This is a genomic window from Serratia sp. A07 (genome assembly GCF_058725505.1).
In genome coordinates this window covers 18,308-43,035 of sequence record NZ_JBZXDO010000020.1, presented here as the reverse complement: position 1 = coordinate 43,035, position 24,728 = coordinate 18,308, and the positions used below count along the sequence as shown (strand labels likewise).

Here is a 24,728-nt window from a genome sequence, read left to right as displayed (position 1 = left end):
CCCGTTAAACTTATTTTCAGGAGAGACGATGAAACGCATTTTTTACCCGATCGCCGCCCTGGCGCTGCTCGCCCTGTCGCTGTTCGGCGCGCCCGCCGCGCTGGCGCAATGCACCCGGGTCGCCCCCTGGATCGATTCCGGTTGCGATCCCTGCGGGGTGGGCACGGCGCTGGGCCGGGTCAATTTGACCAGCACTTACCTGCAGCCCGTCGGCACGCCGCTCGGCACCAGCGTGTTCGACTTCACCTCCGGCACGCGCTATCCCGATCCCAACAAGGTGTTGTATGAATGCGACGCCGGCGACGCGGGGCAGATCTATGAAGTCTTCGCCACCAACGGCGACGATCGCGTCGGCGGCTATTACGATCTGGGCGCCCAGGACGGCAACCCCAACTACTACGCCACCTACTTCCCCTACGTCGGCATCCGCCTGACCCATCTGGATTCCGGCAAGGTTTTTACCCGCTACTGGCAGTCGGCGCCGATTACCCGCTATGCCACCGTCGGCAGCAAAATTCAGATCCGGGTGAAAGACTTCAGCGCCATCCGTGCCGATTTGATCCGCATCAGCTCGCTGCCGGGCGCGGGCGCCAGCAACTACTGTGGCTACAGCGCCGGCAACCCGCTGGTGGGCATGGCCTCGACCACCGGCAATTCGAACTATACCTGCACGCAGCCGAACGGCTATGTCACCTTTCAGGGGCCCGGCATCGCCTCGGATCCTATCGGCAGCGACTCCGCAACCAACTACGCCACCTGGGGCACCGGGCGCTGGAACGCGATGGGCATGGGCACCGCACCGATCTCTTCCTTGACCTATACCGCCACCTGCGTGGCGCGCAACGTCACGCCGCTGGTGATCCTGCCGACCATTTCCGTCAGCCAGCTGACCGCCGGGCAAACCTCTCAGGCGCAGTTCACCATCAATATCGAATGCGACAACGCCGCCGTGTCCGGCGTCAGCAGCAACAATACCGCCCTCGGCCTGCAGGTACCGTATGAAAGCTATGTCGCGGCGCAGCAGCTCGGGCTGGTCAGCGCCAACGGCGGCGTGAGCTACCTGCTCTCCAGCGGCTACGGCACCGACAGCAGCGTCGCCACCGGCGTGGGCATCGCACTCGCCAACGCCGGCAACGGCGCGCCGATGAACTTCGTCGGCTGGGCGCGTTGCAGCGCCGGGCAATGCCCGCAGGGCAACGACGCCGGCTGGTACCCGGTGCTCAACGGCGCCAGCGGCGGCGGCAGCACCGCGGCGGGGTTTACCCACTACACCACCCAGCTCACCGCCACGCTTGCCCGGCTGCCCGGGCAAACCGTCACCGCCGGCAAAGTGGACGCCAGGGCCTACGTCTGGGTTAAGGTGCAATAATGATGAGAAAGAAATATCTGACAATGGGATGCGCCCTGCTGCTGGCGCTGGCGGCCATGGGCGCGCAGGCAGGCATCATCGCCTCCGCCACCCGGGTGATTTTCCGCGAGGGTGACACGGAAAAAACCCTGATGTTGCTCAACACCAACGGCTATCCGATCGTGGCGCAAACCTGGGTCGATAACGGCGACGTCAATGCCGCCCCCGAACTGTCGCGCGCGCCGTTTGTCACCCTGCCCAGCGTATTCGCCCTGCCGCCTTCGGCGCTGAAAGGGCTGCGGATCCTGTTTGCCGGCGCGGCCCTGCCCACCGACAGGGAGTCGGTGTTCTGGCTTAACCTGTATGAGATCCCGCCCAGCCAGCCGACCACGCCGCCGCTGGCGTCGCGCGTGACGCTGGCGATGAACACGCAGATGAAAATCTTCTACCGCCCCAAAGCGCTAAAGGGAAACGCCGAAAACGCGGCCGAGGCCGTCTCGTTCTCGCTGCAAAAATCGCCGGACGGCTATCTGCTGCGCTGCCACAACCGGTCGGCGTTTTATCTCTCCTTCGCCCGCATAAGCGTACACATAGGAAAACGTGATTACCCGGTGCGACAAGAAAGCGACATGATGACCGCGCCGTTCAGCATGCGAGATTATCACCTCGACGGCGTTGCGGCGCCGACACTCCCTTCACAGATCACCGTTCAGGCCACCCTCATCAACGACCAGGGCCAACAGATCGTCAAGTCATACACAGCAAACCCATAACGATAAAAAGCAGCACATTTTTTAAGTACAGGAAATAGGGAAAAATGAGTCTAAGCAGATTCCAGCTACAGTTTCACCTGGAGAAACAGGCCAACAACATCAGGCAGTCACCGGGATTTCACGCCGCCATCGTCAAACACGGGGAGTTGTTGAAAGAGACCTACAAGAAGCATCCGCTGTTTTACAAAATCATCTTCAGGAACAGCCGGTTCATCATTTGTTCCACCATCCTGTCCATTTACTACCATCAGCCCGCCGCCGGGCTGAAAGACATCAAAGCCTTTTTTAAAGGAAAGAACATGATCAGCGAGAACTCCCTGGACTCCTTTCTGTTCTTTTTGCGGGTCGGCCGCCGGCTGGAGGTCAAACCCTGCGAACATGACAAACGCCAGTTGCGCTATAAGCCTACGCCGCACGCGCTGGCGGAAACCCAGGCGCTGATCGCCTCCATGGCGCGGCCCTATCAGGCGCTGGCGCCACAGATGCCCATCGCGGCGCTGCTGGCGGCGCCCGACTTTCTGCCCACCTTTTTCGCCGCCTACGGGCAGCTGATGCTCAAGGAGATCTACCTGATCGATCTGGTGCCGCAATCCGGACTGTTTATCAGCAAGGACGCCGGCCACATGGTGCTACTGATGCTGCATATCGAAAGCATCCGGCAGGACTCCCCCTTTCTGCTGCTCTCCTCGGCGAAAATCGCCAAGTCGTGCTCCGTCTCACGCGCGCACGTAAACCGCATCCTGCAGGCGGCGGAAAAATCGGGCCTGCTGACCACCACCAATAACGTAGTGATCGAACTCAACAGCTCGTTCTTTATCATGGCAGAGCGCTATTTCAGCCTCTATTTCGCGATGGTCGAATTCGGGCTTGAACGGGTTTGGCACACGCCGCAGGCTGCCGAGCCTCGCTGAGCCGTTTTACCGCTCCCGCAGCACCTTATCGATCAGCCCCCAGGCCGCCGCTTCGTCGGCGGTCATGAAGCGATCGCGATCCAGCGCCTGCTCCACCGCTTCCTCACTCAGGCCGCAATGTTGGGCGTACAGCCCGATCACCCGGTCTTTGGTGCGCTTCATCTCTTCGGCGTGGATCAAGATGTCGGAGGTCTGCCCCTGAAAGCCGCCCAGCGGCTGGTGCACGTGCAGGCTGGCGTTGGGCAGCGCCATGCGGTGCCCCGGCTCGCCGGCCATCAGCAGGAACGAACCCATCGAACGCGCGGTGCCCATGCACAGGGTATGCACCGGCGCGCGCAGGTACTGCATGGTGTCGTAAATCGCCAACCCGCTGGTGATCGCCCCACCCGGCGAGTTGATGTACAGATGGATCGGTTTTTCCGGGTTTTCCGCCTCCAGAAACAGCAGCTGGGCGCACAGCATTTCGGCCACGTCGTCGTTGACTTCACCGTTGAGGAACACGATCCGATCGCGCAGCAGGCGCGAATAAATATCAAAGGAACGTTCTCCCCGGCTGGTCTGTTCCACCACCATCGGGACGAGCATCATCTTCTCACGCATCGGTGAACTCCTGGGTTGGCAACAAAGGGAAGTGTGTTTAACGCGTCAGGCGGCGCGCATCACCGTCGTCGGGCCGTCGTTGGCGGCGTCAAGCTGGTGAATAATCCGCAGCAGGCTGCCGCCGCCGGCATCCGGCACAATCTGCAGCGTCACCACGCTTTCGCGGAACGGCGGTTGGTCGTCGCGCAGGCGGTAGCTCACCGCCTCGCCCGGCGTGGTGGCCAGCGGTTCGGCCTGCGCCAGTTCGCCCGTCGGCAGCCACTGCTCGCGCAGCTCGGGAATGCTGAGCGCCCGCCACACTTTTTCCGGCGGCGCATCGAGCGAATATTCCAACACCAGCCGATCGTGCGGCGGTGGCTCAGCCCGTTTGTTCATTGATCCATGTCCTTCAGCAAGGTTTGCAGCGCGTCGATGCGCGCCGGCCACCAGGCGCGATACTTCGCCAGCCACTGGGCGATCTGCGCCAGCCCGTCCGGGTCGACCTGATAATTGACGCAGCGCCCCTGCTTCGCCTCGCGCACCAGCCCGGCATTGCGCAGCACCGCCAGGTGTTGCGACATCGCCGACTGGCTGATGGGCAGCCCTTCACGCAGCGCGCTGGCGTTCATGCTGCCGGCGGCGAGTTTGTCGAAGATGGTGCGGCGGGTCGGATCGGCCAACGCCTTGAAGATGTCATTTTCGTTCATATAAACACATTAGTATTCACTTATGTATTATGCAAACGCAGACGTGGATTTTTTACACAAGCGAGACTCCGCGCCGGAGCGCGGAGCCGATAGAGGAGAGATTACAGCGGCTTATTGCAAGCGGGCGTGGTCAGCGCGGGTTGCCCGGCCGGCGCCCCTTCCTGCGCTTCCAGCGCGAGGCGCGCCAGCGGCATGTCTTCGTGGTAGCGCGCCTCGGCGTTCAGGGTCTTCGAGTAGCGGTTGTACTTCCACCAGGCGTATCCCAGGAACACCACCAACCCGCCGACGTTATAGAACACGATGGTCATGATGCTGGCGCCGGTCGGGAACGTCGAAGCGAAGAAACCGACGGTGAAGATGGCGATCAGCACGCTGACGATGGCGATGCCCTGCAGGCGCGAGCCCATTTTGAAATCGCGCGCCACCCGGTCGTACTTCAGCCGCAGATTCAGGTAGGCCAGCATGATGAACAGCGGCGGCAACATCGAGGCGGCGGCGGTCATGTTGATCAGCGTGTTCATCAAATCCTGCACGCTGCTGGAACCCAACGTCGGGATCAGCATCAGCGGGATGACGATGAAGAACTGGATCCAGGCCGCGCGCGTCGGCACGCCGTGCCGGTTCAGGCGAATGGTTTTCTCGCCGAAAATGCCCTTCGGGATTTCGGTGAAGAAAATCTTCACCGGCGCCGCCGTCCACATCAATAGCGAACCGAACATGGCGGTGAAGGAAACAATGCCGACAAAGCGGTTCATCAGCACCGTCGGCAGGCCGAAGTGCGCCGACAGGCCTTCGAACACCTGAACCGTGCCGCCGGTAAAGTGCAGATCGGTGCGGTGCACGAATACGTTAATCAGCAGCGAAGACACCGAATACAGCACGCCGATGAACAGCCCGGAAACGATGATCACCTTCACGAAGGCGCGGCTGCCGCCTTTCACATCGTTCACGTACACTGCCACGGACTCCGCCCCGCCCGCCGCCTGGAAGATCCAGGCGGTAATGCCGAGGAACGCCCAGTTGAAGTTCGGGGTCATCGCCTGCACGTTGATCGGGTCGGCCGGCTCGATGCCGCCCAGCACCGCTGCGCCCGCCAGAACGATGTAGGAAAACGTCAGCAGCAGCATCAGCGACGAAGTGACGGAGGTCATCGGCCCCAGCAGTTTTGCGCCGCTGTTGGAGATGTAGGTCGAGAAGGCGAACAGGAAGATGCTGATGATCGCCGTGGTCAGCGGGGTAAACACATAGTCATAGCCCAGGAACGCGTAAGAAGCGTAGGCAATGACGCGCGGCAGCAGCGCGGTAAAAAAGAACAGGTTTACGAACCAATAGGTGTAGGCGGTGATAAACGCCCAGCGCCCGCCGAGCGCGCTTTTCACCCAGGCATAAACGCCGGCCTCGGAGTTGCGGTTGAGCGAGACGAATTCGGCGATGATCAGGCAAAAGGGAATGAAGTAAATGATCGTCGCCACCAGGAACACCGGCGACGAGGCGATGCCGAGCTGAATATTGTTGTTAATCACGTTGTTGAAACTGAACACTGCCGCAAACGTCATCGACAGCAGACCAAACTTGCCGATGGTGTTTCTGTTCGACGCAGCCATAGAGATTCTCCGAATGGTGTAGGGGACTTCGGTTTGTTGTTATCGATCGGCGAGCGCGCTATTTATTGACGAAATAGCTGTCTTCCACCGTCACTTTTAAAATGACTTTTTTTACCTTGCCGCTTTCTGCGAAGCGGTGAGCCTGGTGGTTTTCGAAGATCACCACGTTGCCTTTGCCGACCCGGCGCCTCTCGCCTTCGCCGCTGAAAAACTCGCGGTCGGTTTCGTCCTGATAGGGCGCCACCGTCGTCAGCGCCCGTTTGTCGGCAACCTCGACGGTCTCTTCCCCGTCGAGGTAATAGTGCACGTCGAAGTAACGGCGGTTGCCCTCCAGCCAGCCGTGCTGGCGGCCGGCGCCGACGCTCAGCCGATACGTCAGCGAGTCGCCGATCGAATGGCACACGTTTGGGCTGATGCGCTCGACATTGGCGATCGCTTCCATGCAGCGCAGCCACTTCTTGCCGCTGTGATAAATGCGCTGGAACTCCGCCAGGGATTCGAGAATGATCATGCGTTTTCCTCCGCAGACTGCGGGTGGTGGTGAGCGGGCGCGAAGTCATAACCGGCGAGCGCGGCGCCCTTCGTTTGCCGCCCGTCGAACGGCACCAGCGTGAAGCCGTAGCTGAACGGCGCCAGATAGACCCGGTGGGTATCCAGCACTTCGGAGCCCCAGGAGTTGGAGCCGAGGCCGAGGATCTGGTCGTCCAGGTTCAGCGTCAGGCAGTCGCTCGGTTCCAACTCGTTGATGTGTTGAGCCTGGTGCAGCATCTCGGCGCTGTAAGGCCACAGGCTGAAGTTGATCGGCCGCCGCGGCTGGATGAAGATCCCCTTGCCCGCCGCGTCCTGCAGGCTCAGCCAGCGCACGTCCTGCCGGTTGCCGTTGTCCTGCGGGAACGGGTAGTGTTCGAACAGCGCGTCGGCGCGCTGCCGGTAGTGGCCGATGAGGTTGGCCCGGCAGCTGTCGCGGTAGTTCTCGCCCGGCCCGCGGCCGTAGTATTCCACCTGCACGAAGCGGCGACTGATGCCGAAATCGAGACCGATTTTCGGGATAATCTGCCGGAAATCGCCATAAGGCTCACCGGACAGATCCAGGCTGACGTAGCCCTGCGGGGAGATGCGCCAGCGGTAGGTGCAGCGCATGCCGAAGTCGAACACCGGCGGCGCAATCAGGCTGTGCACCTCGAGCAGCAGATCTTCGCCCTGCCATTGCCGGCTGAGGCGGCGGAAGTGCTGCTGCATGATGGGGAAATGTTGCGGCAGCCAAATCCCCTCATATTCCTGTTTATGGTTATCGATCACCGGTTTGAAGAAGGTGATGCGCGGCGCGCGCCCCACCATTTCTTCATCGTCTACCCGCCACGACAGCAGTTCGCCGCTCAGCAGCGAGAACGCCAGCTGGAACCGGCCGCCGCTGACGAGCAGCTGATGATTCTCCTCGCGGCATTGCAGCGCCGGCGCATCGGCCAACGGTGGAGCCGGTAGCCGCGTCGCCGCCTGGCGCAGATGCTGATAATGCCCCAGCCGCTGGCCGCTCTCGCTGTAGCGGGTGGCGCTGTCCTTATGCACCGCTACGTCGATCAGCGTTTCCCCCTGCCCCAGCGCCAACACCGGCAGATGCATGTCTTCGCTCTCGCCCGGCTGCAGATGCGGCAGCTTGAATTCGTAACTTGCCACCTGGCGGCCGTCGGTCTTGACGCTGACCTTCAGCGTGATGTCCGCCAGCGAGCTGAACCAATAGCGGTTTTTCACCCGCAGCACGTCACCCGCCCCCTCTTCCGCCGTCACCTCCACCGGGCACAGCACCTGCTGGTATTCACGCAGGCCGGGGCCGGGGCGCTGGTCCGGATAGATCAGGCCGTCCATGCAGAAGTTGTAGTTGTTCGGGTAGTCGCCGTAATCGCCGCCGTACTGGTAGCGCTCGCGCCCCTGCGCGTCGTGGCTCAGCAGCCCGTGATCGCACCACTCCCAGATGTAGTGCCCCTGCAAACTGGCGTGACGGTTGAACACCGACTGGTATTCGAACAGCCCGCCGGGGCCATTGCCCATCGCGTGGGCGTATTCGCACAGGATGCGCGGTTTGGGGTGCGGGTATTCGCCGAAGGCGTTCATCATCGCCACGCGGGAATACATGGTGCTGATCACGTCGGTCACTTCGGCGTCGCGATCTTCTTCATAGTGGATCAGACGGGTCGGATCGAGCGCCTTGCAGCGCCGGGCCATGGCGCGAATGTTGCAGCCGTAGCCGGACTCGTTGCCCAGCGACCAGATGATGATCGACGGGTGGTGTTTCTGCGCCGCCACGTGGCGCTCGATGCGCTCGACGTAGGCCTGCTCCCAGCGCGGATCGTCGGTGATGCGGCTCAGATCGCCGACGTTGGCGAAGCCGTGGCTTTCCAGATCGGTCTCCGCCATCACGAACAGGCCGTAGAGATCGCACAGCTCGTAAAAGCGCGGATCGTTGGGGTAATGGGCGGTGCGCACCGAGTTGATGTTGTGCTGCTTCATCAGCACGATGTCGCGCTCCACCCGCGCCATATCGACGGCGCGCCCTTTGCGGTGATCGTGATCGTGGCGGTTGACGTCGTGCAGCTTGAGGTAGCGCCCGTTGACGTACATCAGCCCGTCGCGCACCGCGATCTCGCGGAAGCCCACCCGCTGCGGCACCACGCCCAGCAGGTTGCCGGCGCCGTCATACAGGCTGAGCAACAGCTGATACAGGTAGGGATTTTCCGCATTCCACTGCTGCGGGCGGCTGACCGGCAGTTCGAAACGGCAGCTCAGCGCCTGCTCGATGCGCAGATCGTCGCGCCACTGCTCCGCCACGCAGCGATCGCCGTCGAACAGCTGCGCCTGCAGGCGGCAGCCCTCGGCGGCCTGCACACCGAGATGGCGCAGCTCGGCATCGATCGCCAACTGCGCGTCGCAGTAGCGCTCATCAAAGGTGGTGACCAGTGTCAGGTCGTGAAGGTGAGTGGCGCTCTGGCCGATCAGATAGACATCGCGGAAGATGCCGGCCATCCACCACATGTCCTGATCTTCGATGTAGGTGGAATCGGCCCACTGCATCACCCGCACCGACAGCAGGTTCTCGCCCTGCCGCACATAGGGGCTGATGTCGAACTCGGCGCACAGCCGGCTGCCCTTGCTGAAGCCGACATAGTCGCCGTTAACGTACACCTCGAAGTAGGTTTCCACGCCGTCGAATTTGATCAGCACCTGCTGATCTTGCCAGCCGGCGTCGAGCGTAAAGGGGCGCTGATAGGCGCCGGTGGGGTTGTTGGTCGGCACGTAAGGCACGTCGATCGGGAACGGGAAGCCCTCGTCGGTGTACTGCAGGTGGCCGTGCCCTTCCAACTGCCACATGCCCGGCACCGCCATATCGCCCCAGTCGTTCATCGGCTCCCGGTAAAACGCCGCTGGCACCTGCGCCGGGTGCTCGAAGAAGCGAAAACGCCAGCGGCCGCTCAGCAGCTGGAAGCGCCGGCTGGCGTTGCGATCGAAGCTCAGCGCCTGCCCGGCGTCCGCGTAGCTGAAGAAGCTCGCGCGCGGCGCCAACCGGTGCTCCGACTGTTTTTCAATGTTTTCCCAATTATTCACGTCACGTCTCCCGACACCTGTGCAATGCGGAAACGATAGTAAATATTTAGTAAAAACTACAGTTGATATTTACCAAATGACGACAGGATCACAATAAATCTCAAATGCCTTTTTTTATCATGACGTTAATTTTGGGCGCCAACGCAACGCCCCGCCGAGGCGGGGGCCGGTCAGGCGACGGTGGTGTCGCGCAGCTGCAGCGAGCTGGGAACGAAGATCGACAGCGGGACGGTGCGCTCATCGCGCAGGCGCTCCGCCAACAGGTTGACGGCCTGTGCGCCCATGGTTTCCGAAGGGATGCGCACCGTGGACAAGGCGGGGAAAATAAAGCGGGCGGTGGGAATGTCGTTGACGCTGATCAGCGCGATCTGCCCCGGTACCTGAATGCCGTGTTCGTGCAGCGCGCGCAGCACGCCGATCGCGATCGAATCGGTCGCCACCAGCAGCGCCGGCGGATAGCCATTCTTGCTCTGCAACATCGCTTTGGCGCACTGGTAGCCCGACTGGCTGCTGAAATCACCGTGGTAAATGTCCTGCGCTCGCACCACGTTTTGCTGCCGGCCATACTCGACGAAAGCCTGCTCGCGCTGGTCGATGCCGGCCGGATCGTCGCGCCCGCCGATAAAGCCGATGCGCTGATAGCCGCGGCCGATGAAGTAGTCGATCACCTTGCGGCTGATCTTGTACAGGTCAACATTGACGCAGTCGAACCGCTCATCCTCCACCACGCCGTCGATGAATACGACCTGCGTTTCCTGCTGCCTGAGCTGCTCATACAGCGCGGGCTGTGGCCGGCCGATCACCAGCAGGCCGTCGGCGGCCGGCAGCGCCTTGTCGCCGTTGAAGTCATATCCGGCGCTCAGCGCCACGCCCAGCTTTTCGCACTGCGTTTCGATGCCGTAGCGCATCGCCAGGTAATAGGGATCGTTGATCTCCACGCCCTGCGTATAGGTGAACAGCGCGGCGAAATGCAGGCGTTGCCCGCTTTGCCGTTTGGAAGGTGCAACCTTGTATTCGAGGCGCTCCGCCGCTTCCAGGATCTTCTGGCGGGTTTGCGCCTTCACGCTCAGGGTGGGGTCGTCATTCAACACGCGTGAAACGGTGGCGACGGACACATTAGCGGCTTCAGCAATTTCCTTCAGTGTGGCCATAGAGTCCCAATGCACAGACGAAAAACGGTAGCTTAATCGGATAGCGCCACGGCGTACAGCGCCGCCCGCCTCCTCTCCTTCCCAGACCGGGCCAGCGCACGCTCATGCCAGCCGTTGCTGGGCGCCTGCAGCGAAAGATACCCATTTCGCCCGCTGTGATCAAGTTAACGATTTACTGATTTAAGCGTATTTTTTACTAAATATTTTACTAATATACCTGCCGTTTACCGCCCCATGAGGGCGGACTTTTTCTCTTCTCCCAGGGATCCGGGAGCGACCTCGCGTGAGCCGCCGCTCGGCTGACGTTCCGATCCATCCAACACCAGGCTATGCCCCATGAAATCACTAAGCCATCACGCCCTGTTGCCCTTGTTGCTGCTCGTTAATGCGCCCGCCTGGGCGGCGCAGGAACCGGTGACCCCGGCGGAGCGCAATCAGCTCCCGCCACCGCCGCTTCCCGATAGCACCGCGACCGCCCTGCGTTTTTACGGCGAGCTCGGCATCGGCGGCAGCGTCTATTTGAACGGCGAACATCAGCATCAATACAGCGACGGCACCTATATCGAAGGTGGCCTGGAGATCAAACGGGGACACTGGTTCGGCCTGATTTACGGCGAAGGCTGGACCGTGCAGGCGGACAGCCAGGGCCACGCCTGGACGCCGGACCACAGCTGGGGCGGCTTCGAGGGTGGATTGAACCGCTTTTACGGCGGTTACCGCACCGACGACGGCACCGAGATGATGCTCAGCGTGCGCAACGATTCGTCGCTCGACGATTTGCAGTGGTGGGGCGACTTCACGCCGGAGTACGGCTACGTGATCCCCAACACCCGCGATCTCAGCTACGCCGCCAAGCTGCAAAACCTGACCGGGCGCTTTCGCTACAGCGTGACGGCGGCCCCGGAAAGCCGCATCGACGAGAGCAAGGCGCTGCTGCACTTCGGTAAATACGACCGCTATTCCGACAAGTATACCTACCGGGCGATGGTCAACGGCTACACCCAGTACGACCTGCAGGAGAATCTGACGCTGCTGACCGGCCTGGAAGTGACCGACGGCCTGGGGCAGCTGTTTCTGCTGGGGCTGCGCGGCAAACACCTGGCCGGCCGCGTCTGGCACCACACCGGCAAAGGCGACAGCGGCGGCCATCCCGGCAGCGAATCGGGCCTGATGCTCAGCGCGATGACGGAAACCGCCAAAGGGCTGTATCTCTCCACCGCCTACAGCTACGCCCGCCACCGGTTTGATCGCGCGGCGGACACCGCCACCTCATACGCCCAGTTTGGCGTCTGGTACGAATACGCCGACGGCAAACTGGCCACCGCGCTGGACAGCAAATTCTTCATGCGCAACGACAGCACCGGTGTCAGCAACTCGGTGTTTCTGATGCAATATTTCTATTGGTAACCGTTGAGGCTCCTACGATGAACATGACTCCCCTGACCCCGCTGGCCACCGCCCTCATCCTCGCATGGGCGCTGACGGGCTGTGTGCCGAAAACGCCCGACGCCGATGCCCCGTTGGCCGAGCGCTATAAAAACGTCATCGACCGCCGCGGCGCGCCGCACTTTATGCTCGATTACGATTTCGACGATCACCAGCGCTTCAATCCGTTCTTCGATCTCGGCGCCTGGCACGGCCACCTGTTGCCGAGCGGGCCGGAAGGTATGGGCGGTTTCCCCGGCCCGGCGCTGCTGACCGAAGAGTACATCAACTTTATGGCCAACAATTTCGATCGGCTCAGCGTCTATCGAGACGGTAAACCGGTGCATTTCACCATGACGGCCTACAGCCTGCCCGGCGCCCTGGTGCAGCGGCTCAGCGCGCCGGGCGTGACCGTCAACCTGACGCTGCGCTTCGCCGCCGCGCGCACCTCGCTGCTGGAAACCCAAATCCTGACCGACACGCCGCTGGAGCTGGTGTGGGACGGTGAATTGCTGGAGCGCTACGCGGCCAAAGAGCAAAAACCGCAGCCGCCGGCGACCCTCGAGCAGGCGTTTCCGGACTACACGCGCCGCATTGTGCCGACGGCTGACGGCTGACGGCCTGCGCGTCACCTTCGGCAAGGTGCGCGCGCCGTCGCAGCTGATGACCTCGGGCCAGTCCGAGTATCAGATCCACAAATCGCTGCCGCAGCGCACCACGGTCGACGGCCACCGCTTCCGCGCCACGGCACGCATCACCGGTTCCACCACCCTGTACACCACCTACTCGCACCTGCTCACCGCCGAAGAGGCGCAGCGCGAACAGCGCGCTATCGCCGGTATCCTCGCTCACCCGCAGCGCTATATGGCCGCGTCGGCCCAGCGCTGGGAACGCTATCTCGCCACTGCGCTCAGCAACCCGCACGCCACGCAGGAACAAACCCGCGTGGCGGTCAAAGCGATGGAAACGCTGAACGGCAACTGGCGCGGCGCAGCCGGAGCGATGAAGTTCGACTCGGTCACCCCGTCGGTGACCGGGCGCTGGTTCTCCGGCAACCAAACCTGGCCGTGGGACACCTGGAAGCAGGCCTACGCCATGGCGCACTTCAACCCGGTCGTGGCCAAGGACAACATTCGCGCAGTATTCGCCTTCCAGATCCGACCGGGCGACGCCCTGCGCCCGTGGGACGCCGGCTTTCTGCCCGACCTTATCGCCTACAACCCCAGCCCGGAGCGCGGCGGCGACGGCGGCAACTGGAACGAGCGCAACACCAAGCCGAGCCTGGCGGCCTGGGCGGTGATGGAGGTGTATCGCGTCACCGGCGATAAGGGCTGGCTGGCGGAGATGTACCCGAAGCTGGTGGCCTACCATGACTGGTGGCTGCGCAACCGCGATCACAACGGCAACGGCGTGCCGGAGTACGGCGCCACCCGCGACAAAGCGCACAATACCCCCGACGGGCGCATGTTGTTCACCGTCAAACGCGGGCAGCGCGAGCAAACGCTGGCCGGCCTCGACAATTACGATCGCATCGTGCGCGAGGGGCAGTACGACAGCATCGAGATCCCGGCGCAGACCGCCGCCTTCTGGGAGTCGGGCCGCGACGACGCGGCGGTATTCGGCTTTATCGATCCGGATCAATTGGCGCGCTACGTGGCGCAGGGCGGCAAACGCGAAGACTGGCAGGTAAAATTCGCCGAAAACCGCGCGCCGGACGGTACGCTGCTCGGCTACTCGCTGCTGCAGGAGTCGGTGGATCAGGCCAGCTATATGTACAGCGACAACCGCTATCTGGCGGAGATGGCCGATATTCTGGGCCGCGGTGCCGAGGCCGCTGCCTTCCGCGCCAAAGCCGACCGGCTGGCGGCCTACATCAACACCTGCATGTTCGACAAGCAGAGCGGTTTCTTCTATGACATCCGCATCGAAAGCCAGCCGTTGGCCAACGGCTGCGCCGGCAAACCGATCGTCGAACGCGGCAAAGGGCCGGAAGGCTGGTCGCCGCTGTTCAACGGCGCCGCCAGCCAACCGCACGCCGATGCGGTGGTCAGGGTGATGAAGGATCCGCGCGAGTTCAATACCTACGTGCCGCTCGGCACCGCGGCGCTGACCAATCCGGCGTTCGGCGCGGACATCTACTGGCGCGGCCGCGTGTGGGTCGATCAGCTGTATTTCGGCCTCAAGGGCATGGAGCGCTACGGCTATCGCGACGATGCAGTGGCGATGGCGCAGGCCTTCTTCCGCCACGCCGACGGCCTGGTCGCCGACGGGCCGATCCGCGAGAACTACAACCCGCTCACCGGCAAGCAGCAAGGCGCGCCGAACTTCTCCTGGAGCGCGGCGCACCTGTACATGCTGTATAACGACTTCTTCACACAATAAGCCGCAGCGGCCACCGCCATCGTTGCCCGGCGGTGGCCCGCGTTTATGAGCGGATCGGGATCACCAGCACGTCGATATTCAGCTGGTTGATAGCATTGCGGGTGGAAGAAAACAGGTTGCTCCACAGATCGTGGTGATGGCCGAACACCAGCAGATCGATGTTCTTATCCACGACTGCCGTACGCAGTTCATCGACAAAGCCGCCGCGCCCGATAATCACCTCCGCGATCGGGTAATTGACGTTTTGCGTGGTGGGCTCCAGCTCTTTGCGGATCTTCTCTTCGAACGGCACGCCGTCATAGCTGCGCTCCGAAAAGCCGATCGCCGCGTGGTAGGTGTCGTAGTGAACGTCCACATAGATCAGCGAGAGTTTGGCCTGCAGCGCCTCCGCCAGCAGCGCCCCCTTTTCGACCAGCCGTTTGCCGTCATCGCTCAGATCGGTGGCGATGACAATATGGTGGTAACACATAGCGCCTCCTGTCATGGACTCGGTAGAGCCGAGGCTCCGATATCACGCCGGGGTCATATCGTTATGGTTAATTTTAGTTCAGAAATGGCGCGTATGACGGGTGGCTACGCGGTGGGAAAGCCCCGTTGCCGGGGCTGAAGGCAAAAATTACTTCTCGCGCTGCGCCTCAAACCAGACGTTGCACAGCGACAGGATCAGCGTGTTGGCGTCTTTCACCAGCACGTTATCGCCGGGCACCCCATCGGTGCCCTGATCGGTGATGCCTTTGATGGCGGTATCCGCGTGCTGAATGGCCACGCGTTCGACCGACGGCGTGCTGATGCCCAGCATCGGGAAATCGATGTAGGAGCTGCTGCCGGAATTGTCCTCGACAAACTCCTGCGCTTCTACGGTGCTGACGGTGGCCCCTTCGCTTTTCAGCGCCGTGCCGTTCCAGCTGAACGCATCCGCTTTGTAGCTGATTTTGCCGCCGATCAGGCTCTGCGCCTGCTGTTGATCCCAGCAGCCGGTGGTCTGGGTCGGCACAATTTTACTGACGCGCCAGTTGCCCAGCAGCTGTTTGGGGATCGGCCCGGTATCGCTCTCCGCCGCCCGAACCTGAGTCGCCGAGACGCAGGCCAACACCACCAGCGGCAGCAGCGCCTTGCTCCAAGTGTTCAATCGCATTGTCTTTTCCTTCGTTTCAGTACCCAGTCTGCCCTCACGGGCCAACGGCTATCATAATAAGCCCGCCGATTCGCCGTCAAAACAATCCGCACCGCGCCAGGCGGCGGCCGCTCATAGCTAATCGCTATGAGTCATAGTGAATCAGTATTTTGTTTTAGCCCAGCGATTACCTACAGTCACTGCCACTATTCTGCCCGCCAAAATTAGCAGGCAATGTTGACAAGGACCCTGGGAAAATGACATTTACGCTGAAAAACCTCACCCTGGCGCTGGTCGCCGCCGGCACGCTGCTGCTGACCGCCTGTGGCCCGACGGCACAGGACGATCACCACATCAAGGTCGGCATCAGCGCCGGTATCGATCAGTCGCTGTGGGCGGTGGTACAAAAGGTCGCCAAGCAGAAATACGATCTGGACGTGGAGGTGGTGACCTTCAACGACTACGTGCTGCCGAACGAAGCGCTGAACAACGGCGATCTGGACGTCAACGCCTTCCAGCACAAGCCGTATCTGGACAAGCAGATGCAGGAGCGCGGCTACAAGCTGGCGGCGGTGGGCAACACCTTCGTCTACCCGATCGCCGGCTATTCGAAGAAGATAACCGCACTCAGCCAGCTGCCGGACGGCGCGCAGGTGGCGGTGCCGAACGATCCGACCAACCTGGGCCGCTCGCTGCTGCTGTTGCAAAAACAGGGGCTGATCACCCTGAAAGAGGGCGTCGGCCTGCTGCCGACCGCGCTGGACATCGTCGGCAACCCGAAAAAGCTGAAGATCGTCGAGATTGAAGCGCCGCAGCTGCCGCGCGCGCTGGACGATCAGAAAGTGACGCTGGCGATCATCAACACCAACTATTCCAGCCAGATCGGCCTGTCGCCGGCCAAGGACGGGCTGTTTGTCGAAGACAAAAACTCGCCGTACGTCAACATCTTCGCCAGCCGCATCGACAACAAAGACAGCGAGAAAGTGAAAGATCTGGTCAAGGCCTATCAGACCGACGAAGTGGCGGCCAGTGCCGCCGACATCTACAAGGGCGACGCAGTCAAAGGCTGGTAACCCTCCCCCGCATGCCCGTGGCGCCCGGCCACGGGTTTTTCATTTCCGCCCCCCGCTGTATCGTTCAATTTTCGCCCGCTCAGATCACAAATCAAGCACTGCGCTTTAGGTGAATAAAGCTGCCATGTTGTATACAAGTTTGCGTAAATGTTTTCTATTTGTTTCAAAAAACCGCTGGGGAAAATAATGAAAAATAGAAAAATCAAAACGTTGCTTGTTACCTGCGCCGTGGTCGGCGCCGCGTTGTTGGCCATCGCCGGCAAAGCGGAAAACGCCGATAAAACCTTCCTCTCCGTCGCCACCGCTTCCACCGGTGGTACCTACTATCCGATGGGCGTCGGGCTGGCCAACGTCTGGAGCAACCGGCTGAAGCACCAGGGGATACAGGTCACCGGCCAATCCTCCGCTGGCTCGATCGAGAATATCGACCTGCTGCAAAAAGACGAGGCGCAGTTGGCGATTTTGCAAAGCCTGATCGCCGTCGAAGCCTATCAGGGCGTGCGTAACTTCGACGGCCGCGCCTACGGCGATCTGCGCTCCATCTCCATGCTGTGGCCCAACGTCGAACACTTCGTGATGCTGGAAAGCCGGGTGAAAGACGGCACGCTGAACGATATCGCCGGCACGCGCTTTTCCGTCGGGCCGCAGGCCAGCGGCACCGAACAGTCGACGATGATCATCCTGCAGGGCGTCAACCTGACCAAAAAGTCGCTGTCGGCGGAATACCTCGGCTACGGCGACACGGTTTCCGCGATGCGCGACGGGCGCCTGGACGGCGGCGCCCTGCCCGCCGGGGTGCCGGCCGCCGCCGTCACCGATATGTATGCCAGCGGCGTGCCGGCACGCATCCTGGAAGTCACCGACGAACAGCTGGCCAGCATCAACGCCATCGCCAACTCCTGGTTCCGTTTCGACATCAAGGCGGAGACCTACCCGCGCCAGCCCAAGGCGATCGCCACCATCGCACAGCCCAATATTCTGGTGGCCCTCAGCCGGCTCGATGAAAAGTTGGTGTACGACCTGACCAAAACGATGTTCGAGAACCTGCCGGAAGTGCACCAGGTACACAGCTCGGCCAAATACATCTCGCTGGAAAATGCGCTGAAAGGCGTTTCGGTGCCGCTGCACCTCGGCGCCTATCGCTACTACCGCGAAGCCGGCGTCGAGATACCCGATTATCTGATCCCGCCGGAAGCCGCCGCGCTGGCCGCTAACCCTTAATCCAGGAGGACGTATGAGCACTCACTCTTCTTCACCGCAGCCCGCCGTCGATCTGGACAAAGAAGCCGGCGCCGGCAACCGGCCGCTGAGCGGCATCTATTTGCAGCTGGCAACCGTCCTGGCGATCGCCATCTCCGCCTATGCCATCTACGCCAACGCGCTGTCCAACACGCAGGAGTTCTACCGCAACACCACTTTCCTGAGCGGTATTCTGATCCTGGGCTTTATCCTGTTTCCCTTCTCGGCCCGGTACGCCACCCGCAGCTTCAACCGCTGGGACTATCTGTTCATCATCCTGACGCTGGTCAGCTACGGCTATTTCTACGTTAACTACGTCGATCTGCACGTGGTGCGCAAGAGCATCCCCAACGCCACCGACTATGTGATGGCAGCGATCGGTATCGGCGTGCTGTTTGAAGCCGCGCGGCGCACCACCGGCTATTTCATTCCCGGCCTGGCGAGCTTCGCCATTCTCTATGCACTGTTCGGGCAATACTTCATGGGCATCTTCGGCCACGGCGGCTTCTCGGTAGAACGCCTGCTGTATCGGCTATTCATGACCGGCGAGGGGATTTTCGGCATCACCCTGTCCACTGCCTCCACGGCCATCGTGGTGTTTATTCTGTTCGGTGCCTTTCTCAGCGTCAGCGGCGCGACCGCGCTGTTCAACGATCTGGCGCTGGCCGCCGCCGGACGCCGCCGCGGCGGCCCGGCCCAGGTGGCGGTGATCTCGTCGGCACTGACCGGCTCGTTGAGCGGCAGCGCGGTGGCCAATGTCGCCACCACCGGCACCTTCACCATTCCGCTGATGAAAAGCATCGGGCTGTCGTCCCGCTTCGCCGGCGCCGTGGAAGCCACCGCCTCCACCGGCGGCATGATCATGCCCCCCATCATGGGCGCAGCGGCGTTTATCATGGCCGGTTTCCTCGGCATCTCGTACACCACCATCGTCATCGCCGCCATCGTGCCGGCGCTGCTCTATTACGCCGCGCTGATCATGGCTATCGATCTGGAAGCCAAGAAACAGGGCCTGAAAGGCATCAACAAGGAGAACATCCCTCAGGTGCGCGCGGTGCTGAAGGCGCGCGGGCTGCTGCTGCTGCCGCTCGTCATCGTTATCGGCACGCTGCTGCTGGGCAAAACGCCGATCTATGCCGGCTTCCTCGGCATCATTGCCATCATCGTCGCCAGCTGGCTCACCCCCGACAGTTCGGTACGCATGACGCCGAAAAAAATCGCGCTGGCCTTGAATGACGCGGCGCGCGGCTCGATCCAGGTCACCATCGCCTGCGCCGCCATCGGCGTGATCATCTGCGTGGTGACCATGACCGGCATCGGCTCCACGCTGGCGTTCAACATCGTCGCCATGACCGACAACACCCTGTGGATGATCCTGCTGGTAGTGATGCTGGTGTGCATCGTGCTCAGCATGGGGCTACCCTCGACCGCGCTCTACATCGTGGTGGCGGTGACCGTGTCGCCGATCCTGATCAAAGCCGGCGTGCTGCCGCTGGCGGCGCATTTCTTCGTGTTCTGGTTCGGCGCGTTGTCCAACATCACGCCGCCGGTGGCGCTGGCCAGCTACACCGCCGCCAGCATCGCCCGCGCCGATCCGATGCAAACCTCGTGGGACGCGGTGCGCCTGGCGCTGCCGGGCTTTATCATCCCGTTCATTTTGGTCTACAACCCGATGCTGTTGATGCAGGGCGACGATCTCAACCCGCTGTCGGTGCTGCATATGGTGATCAGCGCGCTGGTGGGGATCTACGCCCTGTCGATCGCCAGCGCCAATTTCTGGCTGATGAAGACCCACTGGCTGGAGCGGGTGCTGTTTACCGCAGCGGCGATTTTACTGATCAAACCGGGCCTGATGACCGATCTGGGCGGTGCGGCCCTGATCGCCGCCGCCGCCGCCATGCACCTGCTGCGCTATAAACAGCGCGCCGCGCTGCCGGGAGGCGCGTCATGATCCGCAAGGTCACGCGCCAGAAAGCCTCTCATCAGGTGCTGGCGCAGCTGAAAGCCGGCATCAACGACGGCACCTTTCCGGTCGGCGAGAAGCTGCCGTCGGAAAACGTGTTGGCGGACGCGTTCGGCGTCAGCCGGGTACCGGTGCGCGAGGCGCTCGGCGTGCTGGAGGTCAGCGGCATCATCTCCTCACGCCAGGGCGGCGGCCACCGGGTGGAACAGCATTCGCTGCTAAGCAAATACGAACCGCTGGTGATGGAGGTAGCCGACCGCCGCGAGGTGGAAGCGCTGCTGGAAATGCGCGAGGTCATGGAGCAGCAGGCGGCGCGCATGGCCGCCGAGCGCCGTACCGAACAGGAATTGCAGGCGATCGAACAGGCGCACCTCGCCTTTCGTCACTGTACGCTGAACGATGGCCAGATCGGCTATCGGCAGGACTACCTGTTCCACCGCGCCATCATGCAGGCTTCGCATAACCCCTTTTTCGTGCAGATCCTCGATAACATGCACGAGCTGTATCTGGGGGTGCTGGTGTACTCGCTCAGCAAAAACCTAGGGCGGCAGGCCGAGCGCCAGCGGGTGATCGACGAACATGAGCGGGTGTTTATCGCCATTCGCGACGGCGATGCGGCGGCGGCTACCGCCGCCATGCAAAGCCATCTGAACAACGTACGCGGCAAATTACGCCGCCTGGAAAACGAGGAGCAAGAGCCGTGATGTACGACGCGATCGTTATCGGTGCCGGCCTGGTGGGGCTCGGCGTGGTGAATGCGCTGCAGGAAGCGGATCCGCAGCGACGCATTCTGATCCTGGAAAAAGAACGCGGCCCGGCGGCGCACCAAAGCGGCCACAACAGCAACGTGGTGCATTCCGGCATTTACTACACGCCCGGCAGCCTGAAAGCGCAGTTGGCAAAACAGGGCAACCGCAGCATGTTCGCCTTCTGCCGCGAACACGACCTGTATCACGACCAATGCGGCAAGGTGATTGTCGCCACCCAGCTAAACGAACTGGATCGGCTGGAGAACATCTATCAGCGCGGCCTGCAAAACGGCCTGCAGGTCACCCGGCTGTCACAGGCGCAGCTGCGGGAGCGCGAACCGCACGTCAATGGCCTTGAAGCGCTGCTGGTGCCCGACGCCGGTATCGTCAACTACGCGGAGGTGGCCGCCAAGCTGGCGGAGATCATTGTGCGGCGCGGCAGCGAGATCGCCTACGGCCATCAGGTTGAGGCCATCCGCGAGCACGCCGGCGGCGTCACCGTCACCGCCGCCGGCGACACCTTCGAGGGACGGCTGCTGATCAACTGCGCGGGGCTGTTCAGCGATCGCATCGCCAAATTGGCCGGTTACGAAACCGGCATGAAGATCGTGCCGTTCCGCGGTGAATACTATGTGTTGGACGATGCGAAAAACCACCTGGTCAACCATCTGATCTACCCGGTGCCCAACCCGGATTTCCCTTTCCTCGGCGTGCACTTTACCCGCATGTATAACGGTAAACGCGACGTCGGCCCCAATGCGGTGCTGGCCTTCAAACGCGAAGGCTACCGCAAATGCGACTTCAGCCTGCGCGATCTGAGCGAGGTGCTCGGCTATCGCGGCTTTTGGAAAATCGCCGGCAACTACCTCGGCGAAGGGTTGGCGGAAATGCGCCGTTCGCTATCGCGCCGCCGCTTTGCCGAGAACGCCCGTCGGCTGATCCCGGCGCTGCAGGAGCAGGATATTCGGCCCGGCCCGGCCGGCGTGCGCGCCCAGGCGCTGACCGCCGACGGCAAGCTGGTGGAGGACTTCCATTTCGTGCAGGGTAAACGCTCGCTGCACGTGTGCAATGCCCCTTCTCCGGCGGCGACTGCCTCGCTGGAGATCGGCCGCGAGATCGTGCGCCGCCACCTGTCCGCTTTCTGACGCCCGCTGAGGCCACGGCGCCCGTGGTCTCAGCCGCGCTGGATGGACACGCCGCCGTCCACCAGCATCGCGGTGCCGGTGACGAATGAGGAAGCGTCAGACGCCAGATACAGCGCCGCCTGCGCGATCTCCTCCGGCATCGCCAGCCGCTTCAGCGCGTGCAGGTCGGCCACCTGTGCCAAGGCTTCCGGGGTATTGCTCATCTGCCGGCCCATCGCCGTATCGGTGCCGCCCGGCAGCAGTGCGTTCACCCGAATGCCGCGCCCGCCGAACTCCACCGCCAGCGCCTGCGTCAGGCCGATCAGCCCCGACTTTCCGGCCGCATAGGCCGCCGTGCCGGGAAACGCCGCGGTGTGGCCGACGAAGGTGGAGGTGAAAATCACCGAGCCCGCGCCGCGCGCCAGCATGGCGGGGATTTGATATTTGGCGCCGTAGTAGGCGCTCGACAGGTTGGTTTCCAGCACCTCGCGCCATTCTGGCGCGGTGAGCGCCAGCGACGGCCCCAGCGGCCCCAACATGCCGGCGTTGTTGAAGGCGATATCCAGCCCGCCGAATTCGTCGACCGCTGTCGCCGTCAGCCGTTCGGCGAAGGCTTCATCGCGCACGTCGCCCGCCACCGCGAGTGCCCGCCCCCCCTCGCGCCGAATGTCCTCCACCAGCTCCGCCAACAGCCGCTCGCGCCGCGCCCCCAACACCAGCTCAGCCCCCTGGCGGGCGAACAGCAGCGCCGCCGCCCTGCCGATCCCCGAACTGGCGCCGCCGATCACCGCCACCTTGCCGTTCAATGCGTTCATCGCTCATCCTCACGCGGTTTAAAGATCCTCAGTGTGAAGCAAGATCCCGCGCCGCGCTGGCCGCTAGCGGACATGTAACTGACGCCAATAAAAAAGGCGCTGCAAGCAGCGCCCCGGCAACGCGAATCTGACGGTTAACTCACGGCCTGGCCGCATACTTCTGCATCGTGGCCGGCGTCACCAGCTCGAACGGGATCCAGTAATACGGCTCGAGCTTTTCACCGTTGATCATGCGCTGCGCCACATCGACCGAGGCTTTGCCCTGCCCGACCGCGTCCTGGAACACCGTGACCTGCATCTTGCCGGAGGCCAGCGCCTTGAGGCCGTCCGGCGTGGCGTCGATGCCGCCGATCAGCACTTTCTTGTCCGCCTTGCCCGCCTGCAGCAGCGCCATGATTGCGCCGATCGCCATCTCGTCGTTGTTGGCGGCGACGATGTCGATCGCTTCGCCGTTGGTCAGCCAGTTCATCATCAGGTCCATACCTTCACTGCGTGAATAGTTGGCGCTCTGCTTCTGCACCACCTTCATTTTCGGGTACTTGCTCACCACCTGCTCCACGTCTTTGGTGCGCTGCAGCGCACCGGCGTCGGTCAGGTTGCCGACCATCACCGCCACGTTGCCCTGATAGCCGGCCAGCCGCGCCAGCTCTTCCATCTGCAGCGTGCCGGATTCCCGCTCGTCGGAGCCGACGAACACCACGCCCTGCGGCAGTTTGGCGTCGCCCGGCGTGCGGTTCACGTACACCAGCGGCACGCCGGCGGCCTGGACCATTTTGGTCATCACCGGCGTGCTGGCCGAGTTGACCGGATCGACGATAATCGCGTCCACCCCGGCGCTGATAAAGCTCTGCACCTGATCGGTCTGGCGGCCGACGTCGCCGCGCGCGTCCTCAAACTGCACGGTGATGCCCCGCGCCTTGGCCTCCTTGTCGATCGCCTGGCGGATGATGGTGAGGAAGTTCTGGTCGAAATAGGCCATCGACACGCCGATGGTTTGCGCCCATGCCGGGGTAGACGCGCACAGCGCCACCGCCAGCCACAGCCCTTTCAGGTAATTCATGATGTGTCCCCCGGTAAAAAAACGCCGCCGGCCAACCCTGGCGCCGGCGGCAATTCACGGCAATCAGTGTTTTTTGCGGTTGCGCCGCATGTCGATCGACACGGCGGCGACGATAATCACGCCTTTGATGATGTCCTGAATGTAAGAATCGACGCCGATAAAGGTGAAGCCGCTTTTGATCAGGCCGAGGATCACCGCGCCGATCAACGTGCCGGTGATGCGCCCGACGCCGCCCATCAGGCTGCTGCCGCCGATCACCGCCGCGGCGATGGCGTCCAGCTCGTAGGACATCCCCATGCTCGACTGGCCGCTGCTGACGCGCGCCGCCAGCACCACGCCCGCCAACCCCGCCAGGCCGCCGGCGATGGTGTAAACCGTCACCAGGTACTTATTGACGTTGATGCCGGAAACCCGCGCCGAGGTCATGTTGCCGCCGATGGCGTAGATGTATTTGCCGTAGCGGGTGTGCTTGAGTGCGATATGGAAGATCACCGCAATCACCAGGAAGATGATCACCGGCATCGCGCCCTGGCCGATTGACGTGAAGCCGTCCGACAGGAAGCTGACCGGGTTGCCCTTGGTGTAGTACTGCGCCAGGCCGCGCGCCGACACCATCATCCCCAGCGTAGCGATGAACGGTGGAATGCCGGTGCGGGTGATCAGGAAGCCGTTGATAAAGCCGCAGACGATGCCCACCCCGATCCCCGCGCCGATCGGGATCGCCGCCGGCAGATCGAGCAGCCCCGGATACATCGGCGAGATGCTGTCCGAGGTCTGCGCCAGGCTGGCCGCCACTACCGCAGTCAGCGCAATCAGCGAGCCGGAGGAGAGATCGATGCCGGTGGTGATGATCACCTGGGTGACGCCCACCGCGATGATGCCGATGATCGCCACCTGCAGCACGATCAGCAGCAGGCGGTTCGGGTTCAGCAGGAATGACTGATCGCGCATGTACCAGCCGAGGATTTCGAAGATCAGCGCGATGCCGATCATCACGATGAAGATACCGGTATCCTTCGGCATTTTGCCGCTCAGCCCGGAGAACAGCGTTCCCTTGCCCGTTGAATCGGCGGAGAGCGGCTTCTCAATCTTTACGTTACTCATGATGTTCACC

The 24,728-nt window shown here is 62.3% G+C and carries 21 protein-coding genes and 1 pseudogene; 10 read left to right on the top strand and 12 right to left on the bottom strand.

The window, feature by feature from the left end:
* Nucleotides 1-28 precede the first annotated feature (28 nt).
* The 3 genes from AC4PR2_RS18435 to AC4PR2_RS18425 are packed head-to-tail and all read left to right on the top strand — an operon-like array spanning nucleotide 29 to nucleotide 3,032.
* Nucleotides 29-1,369 (top strand): fimbrial protein, encoded by a 1,341-nt coding sequence (locus AC4PR2_RS18435; RefSeq protein WP_060419392.1) that lies wholly within the window; start codon nucleotides 29-31, stop codon nucleotides 1,367-1,369.
* Nucleotides 1,369-2,121 carry a fimbrial biogenesis chaperone gene (locus AC4PR2_RS18430; RefSeq protein ID WP_336948275.1) on the top strand — a complete coding sequence of 251 codons (753 nt, stop codon included), beginning with the start codon at nucleotides 1,369-1,371 and terminating at the stop codon, nucleotides 2,119-2,121. Before AC4PR2_RS18435 ends, AC4PR2_RS18430 begins: the two co-directional genes overlap by 1 nt.
* 44 nt (nucleotides 2,122-2,165) lie before the next feature.
* Nucleotides 2,166-3,032, top strand: a complete 867-nt coding sequence (locus tag AC4PR2_RS18425) for a hypothetical protein (RefSeq protein WP_060419394.1) — start codon at nucleotides 2,166-2,168, stop codon at nucleotides 3,030-3,032.
* 6 nt (nucleotides 3,033-3,038) lie between these two features.
* Here the strand turns inward: AC4PR2_RS18425 and AC4PR2_RS18420 are convergent, their stop codons facing one another.
* The 7 genes from AC4PR2_RS18420 to ebgR all read right to left on the bottom strand — a co-directional run bounded on the left by AC4PR2_RS18420 (nucleotide 3,039) and on the right by ebgR (nucleotide 10,670).
* A complete protein-coding gene (locus AC4PR2_RS18420) occupies nucleotides 3,039-3,632 on the bottom strand; it encodes an ATP-dependent Clp protease proteolytic subunit (protein WP_197801498.1) in 594 nt (197 codons plus the stop codon).
* 45 nt (nucleotides 3,633-3,677) lie between these two features.
* Nucleotides 3,678-4,007 carry an SRPBCC family protein gene (locus AC4PR2_RS18415; RefSeq protein WP_492175347.1) on the bottom strand — a complete coding sequence of 110 codons (330 nt, stop codon included), beginning with the start codon at nucleotides 4,005-4,007 and terminating at the stop codon, nucleotides 3,678-3,680.
* Nucleotides 4,004-4,318 carry an ArsR/SmtB family transcription factor gene (locus AC4PR2_RS18410; RefSeq protein ID WP_047727753.1) on the bottom strand — a complete coding sequence of 105 codons (315 nt, stop codon included), beginning with the start codon at nucleotides 4,316-4,318 and terminating at the stop codon, nucleotides 4,004-4,006. Before AC4PR2_RS18410 ends, AC4PR2_RS18415 begins: the two co-directional genes overlap by 4 nt.
* 101 nt (nucleotides 4,319-4,419) lie before the next feature.
* Nucleotides 4,420-5,922, bottom strand: a complete 1,503-nt coding sequence (locus tag AC4PR2_RS18405; protein ID WP_049202532.1) for an amino acid permease — start codon at nucleotides 5,920-5,922, stop codon at nucleotides 4,420-4,422.
* A gap of 58 nt (nucleotides 5,923-5,980) precedes the next feature.
* Nucleotides 5,981-6,433 (bottom strand): beta-galactosidase subunit beta, encoded by a 453-nt coding sequence (locus tag AC4PR2_RS18400; RefSeq protein ID WP_055312129.1) that lies wholly within the window; start codon nucleotides 6,431-6,433, stop codon nucleotides 5,981-5,983.
* Nucleotides 6,430-9,519, bottom strand: coding sequence for a beta-galactosidase subunit alpha (ebgA, locus tag AC4PR2_RS18395; protein WP_492175346.1), 3,090 nt, complete (start codon nucleotides 9,517-9,519; stop codon nucleotides 6,430-6,432). The genes AC4PR2_RS18400 and ebgA overlap by 4 nt, the downstream gene beginning before the upstream one ends.
* A 170-nt stretch (nucleotides 9,520-9,689) precedes the next feature.
* The gene (ebgR, locus tag AC4PR2_RS18390; RefSeq protein ID WP_197801500.1) at nucleotides 9,690-10,670 is read right to left on the bottom strand and encodes a transcriptional regulator EbgR; all 981 of its coding nucleotides are present in this window, start codon (nucleotides 10,668-10,670) and stop codon (nucleotides 9,690-9,692) included.
* 336 nt (nucleotides 10,671-11,006) lie between these two features.
* Here ebgR and ygjJ point away from each other — a divergent pair, with 336 nt between their 5' ends.
* A complete protein-coding gene (ygjJ, locus tag AC4PR2_RS18385; protein ID WP_336948272.1) occupies nucleotides 11,007-12,077 on the top strand; it encodes a protein YgjJ in 1,071 nt (356 codons plus the stop codon).
* 17 nt (nucleotides 12,078-12,094) lie between these two features.
* Nucleotides 12,095-14,477, top strand: a pseudogene (ygjK, locus tag AC4PR2_RS18380) (alpha-glucosidase).
* Between the two features lie 43 nt (nucleotides 14,478-14,520).
* On the opposite strand, the gene AC4PR2_RS18375 reads toward ygjK, so the two are convergent.
* On the bottom strand, nucleotides 14,521-14,946 hold the full coding sequence (locus tag AC4PR2_RS18375) for a universal stress protein (RefSeq protein WP_015377548.1): 426 nt from the start codon (nucleotides 14,944-14,946) through the stop codon (nucleotides 14,521-14,523).
* A gap of 147 nt (nucleotides 14,947-15,093) precedes the next feature.
* The gene (locus tag AC4PR2_RS18370) at nucleotides 15,094-15,612 is read right to left on the bottom strand and encodes a hypothetical protein (protein WP_049202527.1); all 519 of its coding nucleotides are present in this window, start codon (nucleotides 15,610-15,612) and stop codon (nucleotides 15,094-15,096) included.
* A 236-nt stretch (nucleotides 15,613-15,848) separates the two neighbouring features.
* Between AC4PR2_RS18370 and metQ the strand changes: the two genes are divergently transcribed.
* The 5 genes from metQ (at nucleotide 15,849) to lhgO (ending at nucleotide 21,760) form a co-directional block, all read left to right on the top strand.
* Nucleotides 15,849-16,664, top strand: coding sequence for a methionine ABC transporter substrate-binding lipoprotein MetQ (gene metQ, locus AC4PR2_RS18365; RefSeq protein ID WP_346420639.1), 816 nt, complete (start codon nucleotides 15,849-15,851; stop codon nucleotides 16,662-16,664).
* 186 nt (nucleotides 16,665-16,850) lie between these two features.
* Nucleotides 16,851-17,885: a TAXI family TRAP transporter solute-binding subunit gene (locus AC4PR2_RS18360; protein WP_197779967.1), complete on the top strand. Its 1,035-nt coding sequence runs from the start codon at nucleotides 16,851-16,853 to the stop codon at nucleotides 17,883-17,885.
* A gap of 13 nt (nucleotides 17,886-17,898) precedes the next feature.
* Nucleotides 17,899-19,854 (top strand): TRAP transporter permease, encoded by a 1,956-nt coding sequence (locus tag AC4PR2_RS18355; protein WP_147840278.1) that lies wholly within the window; start codon nucleotides 17,899-17,901, stop codon nucleotides 19,852-19,854.
* Entirely contained in the window at nucleotides 19,851-20,570 is a 720-nt protein-coding gene (locus tag AC4PR2_RS18350; RefSeq protein ID WP_049202524.1) for a FadR/GntR family transcriptional regulator, read from the top strand. The genes AC4PR2_RS18355 and AC4PR2_RS18350 overlap by 4 nt, the downstream gene beginning before the upstream one ends.
* A complete protein-coding gene (lhgO, locus tag AC4PR2_RS18345; RefSeq protein WP_337046988.1) occupies nucleotides 20,570-21,760 on the top strand; it encodes an L-2-hydroxyglutarate oxidase in 1,191 nt (396 codons plus the stop codon). The genes AC4PR2_RS18350 and lhgO overlap by 1 nt, the downstream gene beginning before the upstream one ends.
* A gap of 29 nt (nucleotides 21,761-21,789) precedes the next feature.
* On the opposite strand, the gene AC4PR2_RS18340 is transcribed toward lhgO, so the two are convergent.
* The 3 genes from AC4PR2_RS18340 to AC4PR2_RS18330 form a co-directional block, all read right to left on the bottom strand.
* Complete coding sequence (locus tag AC4PR2_RS18340) at nucleotides 21,790-22,554, bottom strand: SDR family oxidoreductase (RefSeq protein ID WP_443014642.1); 765 nt, start codon at nucleotides 22,552-22,554, stop codon at nucleotides 21,790-21,792.
* Between the two features lie 139 nt (nucleotides 22,555-22,693).
* The gene (locus tag AC4PR2_RS18335; protein ID WP_492175345.1) at nucleotides 22,694-23,614 is read right to left on the bottom strand and encodes a sugar ABC transporter substrate-binding protein; all 921 of its coding nucleotides are present in this window, start codon (nucleotides 23,612-23,614) and stop codon (nucleotides 22,694-22,696) included.
* Between the two features lie 63 nt (nucleotides 23,615-23,677).
* Entirely contained in the window at nucleotides 23,678-24,718 is a 1,041-nt protein-coding gene (locus tag AC4PR2_RS18330) for an ABC transporter permease (protein WP_025160279.1), read from the bottom strand.
* Nucleotides 24,719-24,728: the final 10 nt, after the last annotated feature.

What these genes read in the sequence shown, in the direction of transcription:
- AC4PR2_RS18400 (WP_055312129.1), bottom strand. Translation starts at nt 6,433, where the DNA reads ATGATCATTCTCGAATCCCTGGCGGAGTTCCAGCGCATTTATCACAGC.
- AC4PR2_RS18420 (WP_197801498.1), bottom strand. Translation starts at nt 3,632, where the DNA reads ATGCGTGAGAAGATGATGCTCGTCCCGATGGTGGTGGAACAGACCAGC.
- AC4PR2_RS18375 (WP_015377548.1), bottom strand. Translation starts at nt 14,946, where the DNA reads ATGTGTTACCACCATATTGTCATCGCCACCGATCTGAGCGATGACGGC.
- AC4PR2_RS18405 (WP_049202532.1), bottom strand. Translation starts at nt 5,922, where the DNA reads ATGGCTGCGTCGAACAGAAACACCATCGGCAAGTTTGGTCTGCTGTCG.
- AC4PR2_RS18330 (WP_025160279.1), bottom strand. Translation starts at nt 24,718, where the DNA reads ATGAGTAACGTAAAGATTGAGAAGCCGCTCTCCGCCGATTCAACGGGC.
- AC4PR2_RS18425 (WP_060419394.1), top strand. Translation starts at nt 2,166, where the DNA reads ATGAGTCTAAGCAGATTCCAGCTACAGTTTCACCTGGAGAAACAGGCC.
- AC4PR2_RS18340 (WP_443014642.1), bottom strand. Translation starts at nt 22,554, where the DNA reads ATGAACGCATTGAACGGCAAGGTGGCGGTGATCGGCGGCGCCAGTTCG.
- AC4PR2_RS18335 (WP_492175345.1), bottom strand. Translation starts at nt 23,614, where the DNA reads ATGAATTACCTGAAAGGGCTGTGGCTGGCGGTGGCGCTGTGCGCGTCT.
- AC4PR2_RS18410 (WP_047727753.1), bottom strand. Translation starts at nt 4,318, where the DNA reads ATGAACGAAAATGACATCTTCAAGGCGTTGGCCGATCCGACCCGCCGC.
- AC4PR2_RS18430 (WP_336948275.1), top strand. Translation starts at nt 1,369, where the DNA reads ATGATGAGAAAGAAATATCTGACAATGGGATGCGCCCTGCTGCTGGCG.
- ygjJ (WP_336948272.1), top strand. Translation starts at nt 11,007, where the DNA reads ATGAAATCACTAAGCCATCACGCCCTGTTGCCCTTGTTGCTGCTCGTT.
- AC4PR2_RS18370 (WP_049202527.1), bottom strand. Translation starts at nt 15,612, where the DNA reads ATGCGATTGAACACTTGGAGCAAGGCGCTGCTGCCGCTGGTGGTGTTG.
- AC4PR2_RS18435 (WP_060419392.1), top strand. Translation starts at nt 29, where the DNA reads ATGAAACGCATTTTTTACCCGATCGCCGCCCTGGCGCTGCTCGCCCTG.
- metQ (WP_346420639.1), top strand. Translation starts at nt 15,849, where the DNA reads ATGACATTTACGCTGAAAAACCTCACCCTGGCGCTGGTCGCCGCCGGC.
- ebgR (WP_197801500.1), bottom strand. Translation starts at nt 10,670, where the DNA reads ATGGCCACACTGAAGGAAATTGCTGAAGCCGCTAATGTGTCCGTCGCC.
- AC4PR2_RS18350 (WP_049202524.1), top strand. Translation starts at nt 19,851, where the DNA reads ATGATCCGCAAGGTCACGCGCCAGAAAGCCTCTCATCAGGTGCTGGCG.
- AC4PR2_RS18360 (WP_197779967.1), top strand. Translation starts at nt 16,851, where the DNA reads ATGAAAAATAGAAAAATCAAAACGTTGCTTGTTACCTGCGCCGTGGTC.
- AC4PR2_RS18355 (WP_147840278.1), top strand. Translation starts at nt 17,899, where the DNA reads ATGAGCACTCACTCTTCTTCACCGCAGCCCGCCGTCGATCTGGACAAA.
- AC4PR2_RS18415 (WP_492175347.1), bottom strand. Translation starts at nt 4,007, where the DNA reads ATGAACAAACGGGCTGAGCCACCGCCGCACGATCGGCTGGTGTTGGAA.
- lhgO (WP_337046988.1), top strand. Translation starts at nt 20,570, where the DNA reads ATGTACGACGCGATCGTTATCGGTGCCGGCCTGGTGGGGCTCGGCGTG.